This window comes from Pseudomonas pisciculturae (genome assembly GCF_015461805.1).
GTDB classification, from domain to species: Bacteria; Pseudomonadota; Gammaproteobacteria; order Pseudomonadales; family Pseudomonadaceae; genus Aquipseudomonas; species Aquipseudomonas pisciculturae.
Map to the genome: position 1 here is coordinate 22,210 of NZ_JACVZE010000010.1, position 16,492 is coordinate 38,701.

The window sequence follows — 16,492 nt, forward strand, 5'->3', positions numbered from 1 at the left end:
TTGGTTTTCGATACCCCACACAATTTAGAGCACTCTATTTCGCGGCTTTCCGGCTGGTGTGTTGGGTGTGTTGGGTTTGTCGTCGCGCACGCGCATGGGCGACGTTAATTGAACCCATGGCAGCAAGATTTTTTTCTTATGCGAGAACCGTTAAACCCAACACACCCAACACACTCAACACATTTGATTTAAAGCTATTGAATTTAAAGGGTTTTAGGTGTGTTGGGTTTGTGTTGGGTAGGGTGTTTTTTGTGTTGGGTTGGGTTTTGAGCGTGGGAGCAGGGCGATGATCGAAGAAATGGAAACTCTGTTGAAGTATTGGGGCGAGCAAACACGGCGCTGTGGCTCTGCCGGCGGTCTGGGCAGTCCAATGGCCACGATCATGGAATGGGGTGGTTGCGCTCCCCGTGGTACGCCTGGCCCTCGGAGCCTGCTTGATGGCGGTGCTGGCATTGATGCTGTTGCGCAAGAGGTTGCAGCGGCGCTGGCTGAGGTGAGTCGACAGGATGAGCGCGGTCACATGCTGGAGCGTCTGGCGGTGGTTCGTTATACCGATGAATCGGCCCCAACGTGGTTGATGCAGTTGCACCTGGTCGGTTCCTCATCCCGGGCGAAGCAGACCTACTATGACTGGGTGCATAGTCTTCATCTGCGGTTGCTACAGGTATTGGCTGATCGGTCTGGGGCAAGAAAGTGGCTTACCGCTGGTCAGGGCGCTTTGCCTCAAAGTCTCCTCAAAGCTGCGTCAAAGTTGCGGCGAGTCAGTTAACCGAAATTGCCCCCTTTTCGGTTCCGTACTCAGGGGGTAAAAAGTCCCCACGATATGGAATTTGCGCCTCGGCGCTGACCTCGCACGTGCTGTGCAGCTTTACCCGGTTCCCCTAGACCGGTCACTTAACCCCGCTTCGGCGGGGTTTTCTTTTTCTGCCCGATGGGTGTCTGCAATGGAGTATCAGCATGGGCGAGCCAGCAAGCACGGCTGCAACTGTTGTCGTGGCCGGCGGTGCCGGTGCTGCTGTAACTGGGCTGTTCACCGGGATTGATGCACTGGCTGTCATCGGTGCTCTTGCTGGTGCACTGGTGTTCTTCACCACCACCGAGGAGTTGCCGGTATGGAAGCGGGTGGTGTTCCTTCTGGTGTCCTTCGTCATGGGCTATCTGTTCGCCCCGGGCCTTGGCGAGTTGGAATTGTGGGGCATTCGGCCGTTCAAGCATTCCGGGCCCGCTGCATTCGGCGCGTCGGTGCTGGTGGTCACGGTCGCACTCGCCATCATCAAGCGACGCGGTATCGATGCCGAACCGCATGGGAGGCAGGATGGATAGTCACGTGATTCAGCAGGTGCTTACCCAGGCCACGTTCTGGTTGTGTGTTGCGTTGTTCGTTCGCCTATTCACCTTCCAGCGGCGGGGCGCACGGTTCCGCCGTGACATGAGCTTTCTTGCCTGGTTGGTGATGGTAGCTTCCGGTGCCGTCATCGTTTACATCGGCAAGGGTCAGTTGATCATGCCTCGTAACTCGTGGCCGCTGGTGCTGCTGCTGGCAGTGTTCGTCGGGTCGGTGTGCCAGAGTTCGGGCAACCTGGCTCGGGTATGGAGAGTGGGCTGATGAGCAAGGTGTCTGATGACCGGCGCGGTAGCAGTACGGAGCGCGGTTATGGGTACAAGTGGCAGAAGTCCCGCGACGCTCACTTGCGTGCGAACCCTTACTGCACGATGTGTTCGACTGATCAGCGGCCGGTCGCGGCCAGCGTTGTCGACCACAAGGTCGCCCCCAAGCTAAAGGACGCCAAGGACAGCGGCGATCCGGTGCGCCTCAAGGCTGCATGGAAGCTGTTCTGGAATCCTGCTAACTGGGCGAGCCTCTGCAAGTTCTGCCACGACTCGACCAAGCAGCGGATGGAGCGGACCGGCACGGTGCCTGGCTGCAAGCCTGACGGTCGGCCTGTTGATCCTGGGCATCACTGGAATCGGTGACCATAGGTCGAAAATGCACCAAAAAAGCGCGCCCCGGAGGGTAGGGGGGGTGAAAAACCTTTTTGGAAATTTCTTCTAGACCGCTCGCCCCCCGTCGTGTGCAAAGTCGGGATAAATGAGGGAGGGGGGGTATCAACAAGACAGGGGTATTTATGGCCGGAAACGGAAACTCGGGTCGCCCTGGAACGCCGGCGGCGCTGAAATTGCTGCAAGGAAACCGTGGTCGCGAAAACGTCAGCGATCTGTTGGCTCAGGTCGCAGCTCCACCGGTACCGGTTGGTGCACCGCCGATGCCAGACGTGCTTTCTGCTGATGCAATCGCTGAGTGGGAGCAGCTGGTGCCAGCGCTGATCTCCCTGGGCATCGTTTCTAAATTGGATTCGATGGCGCTGGCTACCTACTGCCAGGCGACCGCCGACTGGCGTCGGTACCAGCGGCTCATCACGAAGCGCAATGACGCCTCCGAAGATGACCTGGGCGGCGACATCCAGACCTTCAAAACCGGCGCGCAGCAAATGCACGTCCTTCGCCAGCTTGCGAATGACGCCGAAAAGCGCGCCAACGCCGCCGGCGCCCAGTTCGGTCTGTCGCCTATGTCCCGGCGCAATCTGAAAACGTCGCCGGCGCCGCAAGGTGAGCTATTCCCCAATGAGCAACGAGACGCCGCAGACAAGTACTTCACCTGATGATCGCGTCAGTGCGTTTGCGCTGGCGGTGTTGGCTGGCGATATCGTCGCCGGTCCTGATGTCCGCAACGCCTGCAAACGGCATCTACAAGACCTGAAACACGGGCCAGCCCGTGGCTTGATCTGGGATCGTGGCAAGGCCAACCGAGCCATAGGTTTTTTCGAAGATGTGCTTTGCCTAAACGGCGGCGACTACGAAGGCATGCCTTTCCTGCTGGCCCCGTGGCAAGCGTTTGTTATCGGCAGTCTGTTCGGCTGGACGACGCAGGACGGGTACCGCCGCTTCCGCCTGGGCTACATCGAGACCGGCAAAGGCTCTGGCAAAAGCCCTCTGGTGGCCGGCATCGGCTTGTATGGCTTGGTGTCAGATGGCGAGCAGCGCGCCGAGATCTACGCCGCTGCGACCAAGCGCGATCAGGCGATGATCCTGTTTCGTGACGCCGTGTCTATGGTCGAAATGTCCACCAAGCTGCGCTCTCGCTTAGTCCCGTCTGGTCGCGACGAAAAGGTGTGGAACCTGTTCTACCCAAACACCAATTCGTTCTTCCGGCCGATCAGTGCCGACGAAGGCAAGTCAGGCCCCCGGCCACACATCGGCCTGCTTGATGAAGTGCACGAACACAAAACCGCCGCCACCGTGAACATGATGCGCGCCGGTACCAAGAACCGCCGCAAGGCCATGGTGGTGATGATCACCAACAGCGGCTCCGACAAGAAAACGGTGTGCGGTCAGTATCATGATCTGGGCGTGCGGATCTGCGCCGGTATTGAGGATGACGACAGCTTTTTCGCCTTCATCTGTTCGCTCGACAAGGACGACGATCCGTTCAAAGACGAAAGTTGCTGGGCGAAGGTTAACCCCTCGCTCGATCACATCGCCGAAGGCCAGGCGGATGGCATCCCGGGTCGCAAGTACTTGCGCGAGCAGGTGAAGGCCGCACGGGGGTTGCCAGCTCAAGAGTCGGTGGTGCGGCGTCTGAACTTCTGCGAGTGGACCCAGGCCGACGCCCCATGGATATCGTGGGCGGTTTGGAAGCAGGCGGAAGAGCGCGTGCCGATGCGGATGTTGCGCAACCGGCGCTGCGTCGGCGGGCTCGACCTCGCAAGTACCACGGACTTGACGGCTTTTGTTCTGCTGTTCTGGCCGGCTCCGCACGATCCGCATTGGCGGATGCTGCCGTACTTCTGGATCCCGGACGACGATCTGCAAGGTCGTGAGGATCGCGACAAGGTGCCTTATGCAATGTGGGTCAAGGCCGGGCACCTTGAAACAACGCCGGGGCGAGCGATCAGTAAGCTGCACGTACTACGGCGCCTGGTCACCATCACTGCCTACTTCGGCGTGGAGCGCATCGCGTACGACCGCTGGCGGATCGAAGACTTGCTGCAACTGATGTCGGAATACGACATCACGCTGCCCGAGATGGTGGGGTTCGGCCAAGGGTACAAGGACATGGGCCCAGCCGTAGATGAGTTTGAGCGGCGCCTGCTGGGCTTGGCCCCCAAACCCGAGGGTGACGTAGTTATTGACCTTGACCCCAGTGAGTGGGAGCTGGTCGAAAGCGAGACAGTAGAAACCCTGCGGCACGACGGTAACCCGGTAATGACCTGGAACGCAGGCAACGCGGTAATCGTTTCTGACCCTGCCAACAACCGCAAGGCTGACAAGGCCAAGGCTACGGGCCGCATCGACGGCATTGTCGCCGGCATCATGGCCACCGGCATCAGCGGTAAAGCCGCCGGCGCTGGTGGTAAATCCATCTACGACGAAGGGGTCGGTATATGAAATTGGTCATCCTGTCCTGGCTGTCCGGCCTGCTGGGCTTCTGCCTGCTGGTCGGCGGTGTGGCGATGGTCCACGTGCCCGCTGCGTGTGTCGTGGCGGGTGTCGGGCTTATGGCCTGGTCCCGGCTGGCGGATCGCGCAGCTGCTGCCTTGCAACCCAAACCCAAAGGAGGTTGAGCATGTTCTTTTCAAGCGTGCTCGGCGAAGGGCGCGGCAACCTTACTGAAACCGGGAGCGGCTTCTGGCGCGGCTTGATTGGCAGCGGGCGCAACAGCTCCGGGGTGAAGGTCACGCCGGAGTCAGCGTTGGGTTTGCCGATCCTGCAGAACTGCGTCACGTTGCTGGCCGAGACCATGGGCCAGTTGCCTTGTGAGATGTACAAGCGTCTGGACAAAGGCCAGCGCGAATCGGCGATTAACCATCCGGCCTACGACGTGCTGCGGTACCAGCCGAACGGCTTTCAGACGCCGTACGAGTTCATGGAGTGCATGCAGGGTGCCGCTGGCTTACGCGGCAACGGCTACAGCTTCATTGACCGCCGCGAAGACGGCAATGTGGTGGCGCTCTGGCCGTTGTGCAACGACAAGGTGCAGGTGCTCAAGGGCGGCGATATGTTGCCGTACTACCGAATCGGTGGCGGTGAAGCGCTGCCGATGCGCATGGTTCACCATGTTCGCTGGTTCAGTACCAACCACTACGTCGGCTTGTCGCCGATTGAGGTGCACGCCGATTCGTTGGGGCTGGCCCAGGCTGTCAGGCAGTACACGGGCAAGAGCTTTGCCAACGGTGTGACGGTCTCCGGTGTGATCGAGCGGCCACGCGAAGCGCCCGCGATCAAGGATCAGGGCAGCATCGACAAGATCGTCGACCAGTGGGGTCAGAAGTTCGGCGGCATGGACAACGCCAAGAAGGTGGCCTTGCTGCAAGAGGGCATGACCTTCAAGCCTGTTTCCATGAACAACGTGGATGCCGAGGTGCTGGGGATTCTCAAAACCACCGGTACCGATATCGCCCGGATCTACAAGATCCCGCTGCCCATGGTCAACGACCTGGAGAAGTCCAACTACAACACCCTTGAGCAGCTGATGATTCAGTTCGTGGTGTTCGCGTTGCTGCCGTGGGTTAAGCGTCACGAACAGTCGATGATGCGTGACTTCCTGTTGCCCGCCGACCGGCGCAACTACTTCATCGAATTCAACCTCTCCGGGTTACTGCGTGGCGACCAGAAGAGCCGTTACGAAGCCTATGCCATTGGGCGGCAGTGGGGCTGGCTCAGCGCCAATGACATCCGGCGCCTGGAGAACATGCCGCCTGTTATCGGTGGTGACATCTACATGCAACCGCTGAATATGGTTGACGCGGGTAAGGGCGGTGCTGACTTGGCCAACCCTGCCGTGCGCGCCCAGCTGGAAATGCAGCACGCTCAAATTGAGAGGATTCTGGCGCAATGAAAAACTACCTACGAGCCTCCAGCCTGCTGTTCAATCAGCCGCTGTTGGTAATGCCTGACATGTTGGACCTCGGCGTACGCTGGGCCAACCAGGTGATGAGCCTGAACATCGTCAACATTGGCGCTGCTGGCGCTGCCGGCTTGTGGTCGGATGACGGGATGGACCGTATCGCTCAGCGCGAAGAAGAACGCCGCACCGCAATCGCTCGCACCGGTATCGAGGTAATTCCCGTCAGCGGCGTGTTGGTCAGTCGCGGCAGCCATATCGGCATGTGCGAAACGATGACCAGCTATGAGCAGCTTCGGAGCCAGATTCGTAACGCAGTTGCTGACCCCATGGTCGAACGGATCGTGTTGGACATCGACAGTCCAGGCGGTTCTGCCGTGGGGGCTTTCGAACTGGCGGCAGATATCCGCGATATGGCCCAGCAAAAGCCGATCACCGGCATCGTCAACTTCATGGCCTATAGCGGCGGCTACCTGTTGGGTTCGGCTTGTAGCGAGCTGGTGGTGAGCCAGACCAGCGGTGTCGGTTCCATCGGCGTTATCGCCAGCCACATGGATCGCTCCAAGATGGAGGAGGGCATGGGCGTCAAGGTGACCACGGTGTTTGCCGGCGCTCACAAAAACGATCTCAGCCCTCATGAACCCTTGAGCGACCAGTCGCTCAAGTACCTCAACGACGTGGTGCAAGAGAGTTACCAGCTCTTCGTCAACGCCGTGGCTGAATACCGGGGGCTGTCTGTTCAACAGGTGATGGCGACCGAGGCCGGGCTTTACCGAGGCCAGGCTGGCATCAGCGCCGGGCTTGCTGACCGAATGCAGAGCCCGCAACAGGCCGTTGATGACCTTTCCCATTCTGTCGCGGTAAGCCGTGCGAGCCGCCAGGGTGGCCGCATCGCGGTTCGCGCCGCAGCACTGAATCTTCAAACACTGAGCTGACCGCGTTCGCGGCACTCATCGAAGCCCGCCTAGTGCGGGTTTTTTAATGCCCAGGAGGCACCATGTCCCTTGTACTTCAAATGCGTAGCGAACGCGCCCAGTTGGTGGCTCAGGTCCAGGCACTCGCCAAGATTGAGTCAGACGGCGGGAATTTGTCCGTCGAGCAGTTGGCACAGTTCACCCAGTTGGAAACGCAAATCAACGACTTGACAGCGAAGCTAGCCCGCGCCGAATCGACTGAGCGCCTTGTTGCCGCCGGTGCAGTGCCGGTTGCTGAAAGCGCCCAGGGTATTAATAGCCCGCCGACGCATATTTCTGGGCCCTATGCGCAGAAACCTGAGCCGGGTGTGCGAATGGCTCAAATGGTACGTTTGCTGGCTGCTGCCCAGGGTAATCAGCATCAGGCGGCACAGATGGCGCAGCAGGCTGGATACGCGCCCGAAGTGGCAATGGCGTTGAGCACGGTCACGCCGGGGGCCGGGGGTGTACTGATTCCAACGAACTTCTCGTCTGAGATTATCGAAGCGCTCCGGCCCATGTCGATTGTGCGCAAGATGGGCACCCGCAGTTTGCCGCTGAACAATGGCAACCTGACTCAGCCGCGAATCACCGGGAATACCGTAGTCACCTACATCGGGACCGAGCAGGACATTCCAATCACCGGTATGACGTTCGCGGACACCAAGCTGTCTGCCAAAAAGGCGGCAGCGATTGTGCCGATCTCGAATGACTTGATTGCTAATGCCGGGATCAATCCACGCATTGATAGTCTGGTGGTAGAGGATTTGGCGGTTTCTATGGGCCTTTCCGAGGATCTTCACTTCATTCGGGCAGATGGTTCCGGTTCGTTGCCGAAGGGCATGCGTTACTGGGCGCTACCATTCAACGTTTTGCCGGCGCCTGCGGTTGCAGACCTCACCCTGGAGAAGATTGACCTCTTCTGCGGCGGAATGATGCTTCGCATCGAAACCGCGAACGTGATGATGAAGTCCTGCGGGTGGTTGATGCACCCACGTACGCTGCGTTGGTTGCAGACGCTGCGCGACGGAAACGGCAACAAGGCATATCCCGAAATTGAACAGGGCCTTTTCAAGGGCTATCCGGTGGGGCTGAGCAACCAGATCCCAGTGAACCTCGGTGCGGGCGGTGATGAGTCGGAATTCTACTTCGTGAACTTCGCCGACATGATGATCGGCGAAGACATGGACTTGACCATCGCTTTCAGCAACGAAGCGTCCTACAAGGATGCTGACGGCAATATGGTCAGCGCCTTCCAGCGCGATCAGACCCTGGTGAAAGTCATCGCCAAGCACGACTTCGGTCCACGTCATGTGGAGTGCATCGTGGTTGCCGTCGCCGTCAAGTGGGGCGCGGGCATGTAATCCCCTTGCCCCGCCTTGGCGGGGCTTTGCATCTCAGAGGTCAATGTCATGAGCGATAAAATTGTGGTGCGTTTTCTGAAAGCCTGGCGCGGCTATTCAGTGGACGAGTTGGCGGGGTTTGATCCGGCTGTAGTTGACGGCTTGGAGTTGAAAGGCTTTGCCGAGATCTACGAGCGCGCGGGTGTCGCTGCGAAGGCTAAGGCACCGAAAAAAGCAGCCCAGAAGGCGGCTGATAAACCCCCAGCTGGTGCCGGCGACGAGAAGGAATTATCCGGTGGTGCTGGCGGAGAAGGTGGTGAAGGCGGTGATCTGGACGCGGGCACCGGTGGCGATGATGACGACGACGCGAAGCCATAAGTCATGGCTCGCCGAATCGAATACACCGGCGCGCCGGTCCTGACGCTTGACCAGGTGGCGTTCCAGTGCCGTGTTGAGCCGGAAGACATGGCGCCGGAGCTGATCGAACAGATCATCATCCCCGGCGTCACCACGCAATGCGAGTCGAAGACGGGTGCGGCAATTCGCGGTGCGGTGTACGAAGAAGAGTGGCCAGCAGACCGACAGAATGGGCACGCCCTCGATGTTGGTCAGGCAAGCGAGATTGTTTCGGTATTCTCCCTGCAGTCCGACGGTAGCTGGGTCGAGCAAGTTGGCCCCTTCGATCTGCGTCAGGATCAGCGGGAAAGTTTTCTACACTTCCCCGCAGCACGGCCCGCTGGTCGGCTCCGCATCCGCTACAAGGCCGGACTGGATATGGACATCCACCCAGGCGTACGCAACTGGCTGTTGATGGCAGCAGCGACGATCTATCGTCACCCGGAGATGTTCCTGGTGGGGCAGACGCTCTCTGAGTTGCCATCAACGTTTCTTGACCACCTGGTGGCCGAGATCACCTTACCGCCGAGGTTCTGACCATGGCCATGCGCGAACCCAGTGCCGGCGAACTGGACCGGCGTATCACCCTGCGATTGCGGTCAGACACCCCGGCGCCTGATCAGGGCCTCGACTCGCTGTTCACTGACCAGAAGCGGCGGTGGGCGAAGATTGAGCCGGTCGGAACGGCTGTCTATGCCAATGGCGTCCAGACAGAGGTGAAAATCACCCACCGGATCATCTTCTATTACTTGAAGGGTATGAGCGATTCGCATGAAGTCGTCCACGGCGGTTCGATCTACCGGGTAAAGCGTGTGGCTGATATGAATGGCACTCGGCGCTTTACGATACTGGAGGTCGAAGAGCTGGGGGCGCTTCAGCCAAGTGGGAGTATCTATGGCTAACTCGGTTGGCGTCGACGGCTACATTCACATCGAAGGCTTCGAAAATTTTCACCGCGACTCTTTCGACAAAAAGAAGATCAAGGCTGCAATGCGCAAGGCGGGCAAGTTGGTTCGCCAGCGCGCTCAGCTAAACGTCGCATTGTCCCGTGGCCAAGACAGCTACCCAGTAAATCGAACCGGCGCCTTGCTGGATTCGATCAACTTCAAGGTGTCCCGGTCGGGGTTCCTGGTGAAGATTGCCCCGTACAAAACGGGGGCCATGTCTGAGTACTATCCGGCCTACCTGCACTACGGGGTCAAGCAGGGGCGTCGGATCAAAAAGCTGGCACCGGGTGAAGGCCGTGGCAAGAGCAACCGGCGCCGTAAGGGCGCCCGCGCTGCTTTGGTCGCTGAACGCAAGAGCAACGGCTGGCGGATTGAGCCGCGGGCCAACTACATGAGCGACGCGCTGCAGGACTCGTCGTCGGCAGTTCGTGAGATTTTGTCGCAAGCCTTTGCCGACGCTCTCGGCTGACATTGACCTGACAAATAACCTCGCCTCGGCGGGGTTTTTTATTACCTGGAATTCGCCCATGAAGATCTCCCCAATCGTCGCCCATCTGCGCAAGTACTGCCCCAGCTTCTCAGGGCGTGTGGCTGGCGGCATTGATTTCGAGGCAGTTGCCGCCAGTGCAAAGCTGAGTCACCCCTCTGCGTATGTGATCGCGGTGTCTGACAAGTTCACTGAAAACGACGTGCAGAACGGGCTGCGCCAGGCCATCACCGATTTTTTCGATGTGGTGCTGGTGGTGGACACCCGAGATGAGCGGGGCCAGGAGGCGGCAGATCTTACCCATCTGTTCCGTGCGGAGATCTGGCGGGCTTTGGTTGCCTGGGTTCCCGCGCCGGAATACACGCCGATTGAATACGCCGGTGGCGAGTTGCTTTCTATCAACCGCAGCCGGGTGGTTTACCGCTTTACCTTCTCGGCGAGCTTCCAGATCGGGCGCAACGCCGCGAGTGACCCGGCGGAAACCTGGCAGGAACTTGAGCTGGATGGCTTGCCCGGTTTTACCGGCGTTGATTTTGACATGGACTGCATTGATCCCGCCGACCCCAACCTGCAACGACCCGGCCCGGATGGGCGCATCGAAGTGAAATTCTCAGGAGACGTAACACCATGACTAAGCGCATCACTGTGGTGCCGGCCGATGGCCGCGCCGTGCCTGACCCGGAGGCTGGCGACCTGTTGCCCGACGCGGGTCGTGAGGTTCCCGACAACGCGTATTGGCGCCGCCGCTTGGCCGATGCCGACATCACCGTTAAAACCCCCACCAAGGCCGTCAAGGCGGCGAAAACCGAGGAGCCTAAATAATGGCTATTGGATTCAGCAATATCCCGGCGGACTTGCGGGTGCCGCTGTTTTACGCGGAGATGGACAACTCGGCGGCCAACACTGCGTCGTCGGCGATGCGCCGCCTGATCGTTGCCCAGGTCAATAGCGACGCTGGCGGTGAGGGTGTCGGTGAGCTGGTTCTGGTCCCGAGCCTGGGCTTGGCCAAGAGCATCGGCGGCTCTGGCTCAATGCTCGCAGCAATGTACGAAGCGTGGCGCAAGGTAGACCCCGTCGGTGAGGTATGGTGCTTGCCGTTGCAAAACGACGAAGGCGTTGTCGCCACTGCAACCGTTACGATCACGGGCTCTGCAACGGAATCCGGGCTGCTGAATCTGTACATCGGCGGCGTGCGAGTGCAGGCAACGGTGACGGCCGCTGCGACGCCAACCGTTGCGGCCTCTGCACTGGCTGTGAAGGTCAATGCCACCCAAGACCTGCCTGTCACCGCTGATGCATCGGCGGGCGTCGTTACCCTTACCTGCAAGTGGAAGGGTGACAGTGGTAACGATATCAGCCTGCAGCTCAACCGCATGGGTAAAACCAACGGCGAAGTTACCCCGGCTGGTCTCGCGGTTGTCCTGACCAAAATGACTGCCGGGGTTGGCGTGCCTGACCAGGTCGATGCACTTGCTGCCTTGGGTGACGAACCCTTCGAGTTCCTGTGTGTGCCTTGGACCGATACCAACACCCTGGACGCTTGGAAGGGGGCGATGGATGACAGCACCGGGCGCTGGAGTTATGCCAAGCAATTGTTCGGGCACGTGTACGGGGCCAAGCGCGGCACGGTAGGTACTTTGGTAGCAGCGGGTCAGGCTCGGAATGATCAGCACGTCACCATCCAGGCAATGGAGACTGGTGTGCCGCAGCCATTTTGGGTGCAGGCCGCGTCGTTGGCTGCGCGCACGGCGGTGTTCATCTCTGCTGATGCCAGCCGCCCGACGCAAAGCGGAACGATGCCAGGCCTGGATCCTGCCCCGGCCAGTGAGCGATTCATGCTCACGGAGCGCCAGTCGTTGCTCAGCTACGGCATCGCCACTGCGTACTACGAAGGTGGTTATGTGCGCATTCAGCGCTCGATCACCACGTACCAGAAGAATGCCTACGGCCAAGCGGATAACTCCTACTTGGACAGCGAGACCATGCATCAGTCAGCGTTCGTAATCCGCCGGATGCAGGGCGTCGTGACCAGTAAGTATGGCCGCCATAAGGCAGCCAACGATGGTACCCAGTTCGGAGCGGGTCAGCCGATCGTGACGTCAAGTGTCATTCGTGGCGAGCTGATCGCGCAATACATCCAGCTGGAGCTGGAAGGTCACGTAGAAAACTCAGAGTTGTTCGCTGAGTATTTGATTGTTGAGCGTGATAGCCGCGATCCGAGCCGGTTCAACGTGCTATTTCCGCCTGATTACATCAACGGACTGCGGGTGTTCGCGATGCTCAATCAGTTCCGCCTGCAATACAGCGACGTTGCTTAACCCCACTCGCCGCACTTTCTGAACAACCCCAGCCCGCCCAGTGCGGGCTTTTGCATTCTGGAGACTATGACCATGGGTCAATTAGTGGCGGGTACCACCTACGTCAAAGTGGATGGCGTCCAACTGACTATCACTGGGGGCGCCGAAGCCCCTTTGATGGACGTGAAGCGGGAGACGGTTTTTCCGGGTTACTACAAGGAAGAGGAGCTGCCGCCGTACATAAAGATGACCGCGCTTCTCACGCCCGATTTTCCAATCAGTAAGTTGGTAAATGGCCGGGATATGACGGTCACCACCGAATTCAAGAATGGGCGTGTGTACGTTCTCGTCGGTGCCTACTTGGTTGATGAGCCTTCCCACAAAGCTGACGACGGCACTGTTGAACTGCAATTTGATGGCATCAAGGGGAAATGGCAATGAGCTTAACAGTAACGTTGCAAGTGCCAATTGAAGCCCACGGCGAGACAGTAACCCAGTTGAATCTCCGGCGCCCGACAGTGCAAGAGGTGCGGGCGATAAAGTCGTTGCCCTACAAGATCGGTCAAGACGAAGAGGTCAAAATCGACACGGATGTCGCGGCCAAATACATCGCTGTTTGCGCTGCAATCCCAGCTTCATCGGTCAATCAGTTGGACCTATCAGACCTGAACGACCTCGCTTGGGCCATCACCCGTTTTTTCATGAACGCGGCATCAGCGAAGTCTCCGACCTGATAGCCGTCGCTTATGACCTCGCCTGGTTCTGGAAGACTGACCCCGAGCTGATGATGGCCAGGCCCTTGGACGTGCTCTGTGAGTCACTGGAGCACGCCCAGCGAATCAACAAAACACAGCAGGCATAGCCATGGATAAGTTTCAGCTCAAGGCGTTGATCACCGGCGTCGACAAGTTGTCGCCGAAGTTGGCTGGGATTCAAAAGAACGTTGGGACATTTAGGAAGAACCTTGAAAAAACCGGCCTCGGAAAAATCGGCATCAAGGATCTGATCACAGGCGGCGCCCTGGCCGCACCGTTTGCGGTGGGGGCGCGTTCGGCGATTGAATTCGAATCCCAAATGGCGGACGTAAAGAAGGTCGTTAACTTCGATACACCGGACCAGTTTAAAAAAATGGGAGATGACATCACGCGGATGTCAGAGGTGCTTCCTATGACGGCAGGCGATATTGCCAAAATCGTCGCTGCCGGCGGTCAGGCTGGGTTCGCATCAGATGAGCTATTGGGGTTTGCCGAGGCCGCGTTAAAGATGGGCGTGGCGTTTGACCAAACTGCTGAGCAGAGCGGCGACATGATGTCGACTTGGCGAACCTCTTTCAAATTGACGCAGACAGGCGTCAATAGCTTGGCCGACCGTATTAACTATCTTGGCAACACCGGCAAGGCGAACACCAAGCAAATTTCCGACATCGTTACAAGGGTGGGGCCTCTCGGTGCGGTTGCGGGGCTCGCGTCTGGTCAAATTGCGGCGCTTGGCGCGACGATGGCGAGTGTGGGTGTCGAGCAGGAAGTGGCAGCCACTGGGATCAAGAACTTCATGTTGTCGATGACGAAAGGGACATCGGCAACGAAGGCCCAGTCGCAGGCGTTCAAGGCGATCCGGCTTGACTCCAAGGAGGTGGCGAAGTCGATGCAGACAGATGCTCAGGGCACCATCCTGAATATCCTGGAGCGAATTGGAAAGGTTGATGCAGCCTCCCGCGTTGGCTTGTTGACCCAGATGTTCGGAACCGAATCGGTAACCTCCATCGTCTCGTTGGTCACGAACCTCGATTTGCTTAAGAGCAATTTGACGAAAGTGGGGGATGCCACGCTTTACGCGGGCTCGATGGAAAAGGAATACGCATCGCGTGCCGCCACCACAGAGAACAATTTGGGCCTGCTTAAGAATGCGACCGAGAGCGTCTCAAAGGCTATTGGTGGCGCATTTCTGGAAAGTATTAATGATGTCGTGAATGCCGTGCGGCCTATGGTGGTCCAGCTCGCAAAGTTAATTGAGGCTAACCCCGCAGTCGTAAGGGGGGTTGCGGCTGCTGGTATCGCGTTTACAGCGCTGCGGCTCGGCATCGTCTCCACCATTGTGGCCACGAAGTTGCTTTCTTTCGCGTTGAAAACAAACCCCATCGGGCTTATCGCGACAGGTATCGCGGTGGCGGCAGGACTTATCGTTGCAAATTGGTCTGCAATTGCCCCGTACTTTCAGTCCATGTGGGCCAAGATTAAAGGCCCCACAATGGCAGCCTGGGATATGTTCAAGACCTTTGTTTCATGGACACCCATCGGTCTGATCATGTCCAACTGGGGGCCGTTGACGGATTTTTTCAAAGCTATATGGGGAGTCCTGGTTGCGATCTCTGTGCCCGTGATGGACTTCCTCAAGACAATGTTTGACTGGTCTCCTCTGGGGTACATCGTCAAGAACTGGGAACCCATCAGTGCCTGGTTCAAAAGCTTGTGGGAAAAACTGCGGCCAATCATCGAACCTATGATGAAGTTCTTCGGCGGCGGGGAGGGCGGTGATGGTCTCATCGAGACGGCCACCAGCAAGGCCAATGCCTTTGCCGATCAGCAGCGCCTGCGCAACGCGGGAGTCGGTGGGGGCACGGGTGAGTTTCTCCAGGCTAATGCAGTGCAGATGGCACAGAACCGCCAGTTGGCCAACAACTCGCAACTAGGTATCAACCCCGGCCAACTGCTGCAGGCGCCCAGCAAGATGCCTGCGCCGGGCAGTCTGCTGCAACAAACAGCCGCCGCCAACGCGCAGAACCTAAACGGCAAAATCGACATCAACCTCAACGGCGCGCCGCCTGGTACCACCGTGGAGCAGTCGCAAACCAATCAGCGCGGCCTAACCATCAAGCCCAATATCGGCCAGCGCACAGTCGGCACGCAGAGGTAGCCAATGGAACAAACGTGGCGTGATCAGCTGTTGCCCGCCTCATACCGGGGCATCAGCTTTTTGATCGAGCGGGCCGGCGTCCCGGTCGGGCAGAAGGGCCAGTTGCATGAGTTCCCGCAGCGGGACGAGCCCTACTTCGAACCGCTGGGCAAACAGGCGCAAGTCCACCGGATGAGCGCCTGGGTGATTGGTGACGATTGCTTCGAACGGCGCGACAAGTTGCAGGAAGCATTGCAGACGAAAGGCGCTGGTGAGCTGGTGCACCCCTGGCTTGGCCGGATGCTGGTTAAGGCGGGGGAGTGCGATCTGACCCATGATCGCCGGGAAGGTGGCGTTGCCAGGTTTGAACTGACGTTCTACCCCGATACGCCGCGCAAGTTTCCCACGGCCACGGCGAACACGCGGCAGCAGGTGGTCAAGTCGTCGGAAGGTTTGTTGGACTCGGCCCTTGCCCGCTACAAGGCCGCGATGGAAAAAATCGACAAGGCGCGGCTCAGTGTCATCGGGCTTCGCAATAGCCTGTCGGGCGTGTACGGCGCGATTCAGCGCCAGTTCGCTCCCTTGGTGGGGTTGTTCACCAACCTCAGCGGTTTTGTGCAGTCGCTTATCAACTCACCCGGTGCGCTGGGTGCGTTGTTCTCCAGCTATTTCAGCGACTTCACCGGGCTGGATTTTTCAAGCCCCGGTTCAAGCTACCGCGCGACGGTGGCCACCGCATCGCAGCACACGTCGGCAGTGAACGATATCAACACCGTCACCCAGGCCAACGGGGTGGATACCAGCGCCATGGCCCAGGCTACGGCCGACCTGGTGCAAGACGCCTTGCTGGTGCAGGTCGGGTTAATCATCAGTGAGATGCCTGTGTCAATTCGCCCGGCGGTGATGGACTCGGTACCGGCGATTGATCAGCAGGCCGTGTCGCCGGTGGATCGGCCCGAGGTGCCAGTGGCAGATGACGTGCTTGAGCTGCGCGACACGCTCAGTGAGGCTATCTGGGAGGCATCGCTTAAGGCTGATCCTGATCACTACCGGGCGCTGACCACCATGCGCCAGGTGCTGGTAAAGCACCTGACCGCCGTGGCCGCGTCCGGTGTGCGTTTGGTGGACATGACGCCGGCTGAAACGTTGCCGGCGCTGGTGCTCGCCTACAGGCGCTTTGGCGACTCCACGCGGGCAGGGGAGATTGTGCAGCGCAACCGCATCAGTCACCCGGGGTTTGTACCGCCGGTGTCGCTCAAGATCGCTCAGGAGTAA

General features: G+C 59.0%; 21 protein-coding genes. All 21 read left to right on the forward strand.

All coding sequences use genetic code 11. The features are described from left to right. Positions 1–286: 286 nt before the first annotated feature. The 21 genes from ICY20_RS24005 (at position 287) to ICY20_RS24105 (ending at position 16,492) form a co-directional block, all read left to right on the forward strand. Complete coding sequence (locus tag ICY20_RS24005) at positions 287–769, forward strand: hypothetical protein (protein WP_194938754.1); 483 nt, start codon at positions 287–289, stop codon at positions 767–769. A 188-nt stretch (positions 770–957) separates the two neighbouring features. Further along, positions 958–1,323: a putative holin gene (locus ICY20_RS24010; RefSeq protein ID WP_194938755.1), complete on the forward strand. Its 366-nt coding sequence runs from the start codon at positions 958–960 to the stop codon at positions 1,321–1,323. Next, positions 1,316–1,606 carry a phage holin family protein gene (locus tag ICY20_RS24015; RefSeq protein WP_194938756.1) on the forward strand — a complete coding sequence of 97 codons (291 nt, stop codon included), beginning with the start codon at positions 1,316–1,318 and terminating at the stop codon, positions 1,604–1,606. Before ICY20_RS24010 ends, ICY20_RS24015 begins: the two co-directional genes overlap by 8 nt. Next, entirely contained in the window at positions 1,606–1,974 is a 369-nt protein-coding gene (locus ICY20_RS24020; protein ID WP_194938757.1) for an HNH endonuclease, read from the forward strand. The genes ICY20_RS24015 and ICY20_RS24020 overlap by 1 nt, the downstream gene beginning before the upstream one ends. Before the next feature lie 152 nt (positions 1,975–2,126). Continuing rightward, complete coding sequence (locus ICY20_RS24025) at positions 2,127–2,660, forward strand: phage terminase small subunit P27 family (RefSeq protein WP_194938758.1); 534 nt, start codon at positions 2,127–2,129, stop codon at positions 2,658–2,660. Further along, on the forward strand, positions 2,623–4,446 hold the full coding sequence (locus tag ICY20_RS24030; RefSeq protein WP_194938891.1) for a terminase large subunit: 1,824 nt from the start codon (positions 2,623–2,625) through the stop codon (positions 4,444–4,446). Before ICY20_RS24025 ends, ICY20_RS24030 begins: the two co-directional genes overlap by 38 nt. Beyond that, a complete protein-coding gene (locus ICY20_RS24035; RefSeq protein WP_194938759.1) occupies positions 4,443–4,622 on the forward strand; it encodes a hypothetical protein in 180 nt (59 codons plus the stop codon). Before ICY20_RS24030 ends, ICY20_RS24035 begins: the two co-directional genes overlap by 4 nt. A 2-nt stretch (positions 4,623–4,624) precedes the next feature. Then, entirely contained in the window at positions 4,625–5,896 is a 1,272-nt protein-coding gene (locus ICY20_RS24040; protein WP_194938760.1) for a phage portal protein, read from the forward strand. Then, entirely contained in the window at positions 5,893–6,837 is a 945-nt protein-coding gene (locus tag ICY20_RS24045) for a S49 family peptidase (protein ID WP_194938761.1), read from the forward strand. The genes ICY20_RS24040 and ICY20_RS24045 overlap by 4 nt, the downstream gene beginning before the upstream one ends. Positions 6,838–6,899: 62 nt before the next feature. Further along, the gene (locus tag ICY20_RS24050; RefSeq protein ID WP_194938762.1) at positions 6,900–8,219 is read left to right on the forward strand and encodes a phage major capsid protein; all 1,320 of its coding nucleotides are present in this window, start codon (positions 6,900–6,902) and stop codon (positions 8,217–8,219) included. Positions 8,220–8,267: 48 nt separating this feature from the next. Further along, positions 8,268–8,576 carry a hypothetical protein gene (locus ICY20_RS24055; RefSeq protein ID WP_194938763.1) on the forward strand — a complete coding sequence of 103 codons (309 nt, stop codon included), beginning with the start codon at positions 8,268–8,270 and terminating at the stop codon, positions 8,574–8,576. A 3-nt stretch (positions 8,577–8,579) separates the two neighbouring features. Continuing rightward, positions 8,580–9,131 carry a hypothetical protein gene (locus tag ICY20_RS24060; protein ID WP_194938764.1) on the forward strand — a complete coding sequence of 184 codons (552 nt, stop codon included), beginning with the start codon at positions 8,580–8,582 and terminating at the stop codon, positions 9,129–9,131. Between the two features lie 2 nt (positions 9,132–9,133). Further along, the gene (locus ICY20_RS24065; protein ID WP_194938765.1) at positions 9,134–9,496 is read left to right on the forward strand and encodes a phage head closure protein; all 363 of its coding nucleotides are present in this window, start codon (positions 9,134–9,136) and stop codon (positions 9,494–9,496) included. Further along, positions 9,489–10,010 (forward strand): HK97 gp10 family phage protein, encoded by a 522-nt coding sequence (locus tag ICY20_RS24070; RefSeq protein WP_194938766.1) that lies wholly within the window; start codon positions 9,489–9,491, stop codon positions 10,008–10,010. The genes ICY20_RS24065 and ICY20_RS24070 overlap by 8 nt, the downstream gene beginning before the upstream one ends. A 58-nt stretch (positions 10,011–10,068) precedes the next feature. Then, positions 10,069–10,659: a phage tail terminator protein gene (locus ICY20_RS24075; RefSeq protein WP_194938767.1), complete on the forward strand. Its 591-nt coding sequence runs from the start codon at positions 10,069–10,071 to the stop codon at positions 10,657–10,659. Next, positions 10,656–10,850 (forward strand): DUF2635 domain-containing protein, encoded by a 195-nt coding sequence (locus ICY20_RS24080; RefSeq protein WP_194938768.1) that lies wholly within the window; start codon positions 10,656–10,658, stop codon positions 10,848–10,850. Before ICY20_RS24075 ends, ICY20_RS24080 begins: the two co-directional genes overlap by 4 nt. Next, positions 10,850–12,346 carry a phage tail sheath subtilisin-like domain-containing protein gene (locus tag ICY20_RS24085; protein ID WP_194938769.1) on the forward strand — a complete coding sequence of 499 codons (1,497 nt, stop codon included), beginning with the start codon at positions 10,850–10,852 and terminating at the stop codon, positions 12,344–12,346. Before ICY20_RS24080 ends, ICY20_RS24085 begins: the two co-directional genes overlap by 1 nt. Before the next feature lie 72 nt (positions 12,347–12,418). Then, the gene (locus tag ICY20_RS24090; RefSeq protein WP_194938770.1) at positions 12,419–12,766 is read left to right on the forward strand and encodes a phage tail tube protein; all 348 of its coding nucleotides are present in this window, start codon (positions 12,419–12,421) and stop codon (positions 12,764–12,766) included. Continuing rightward, a complete protein-coding gene (locus tag ICY20_RS24095; protein WP_194938771.1) occupies positions 12,763–13,059 on the forward strand; it encodes a phage tail assembly protein in 297 nt (98 codons plus the stop codon). Before ICY20_RS24090 ends, ICY20_RS24095 begins: the two co-directional genes overlap by 4 nt. 130 nt (positions 13,060–13,189) lie before the next feature. Further along, the gene (locus ICY20_RS24100; RefSeq protein WP_194938772.1) at positions 13,190–15,238 is read left to right on the forward strand and encodes a phage tail tape measure protein; all 2,049 of its coding nucleotides are present in this window, start codon (positions 13,190–13,192) and stop codon (positions 15,236–15,238) included. Between the two features lie 3 nt (positions 15,239–15,241). After that, on the forward strand, positions 15,242–16,492 hold the full coding sequence (locus ICY20_RS24105) for a DNA circularization protein (protein ID WP_194938773.1): 1,251 nt from the start codon (positions 15,242–15,244) through the stop codon (positions 16,490–16,492).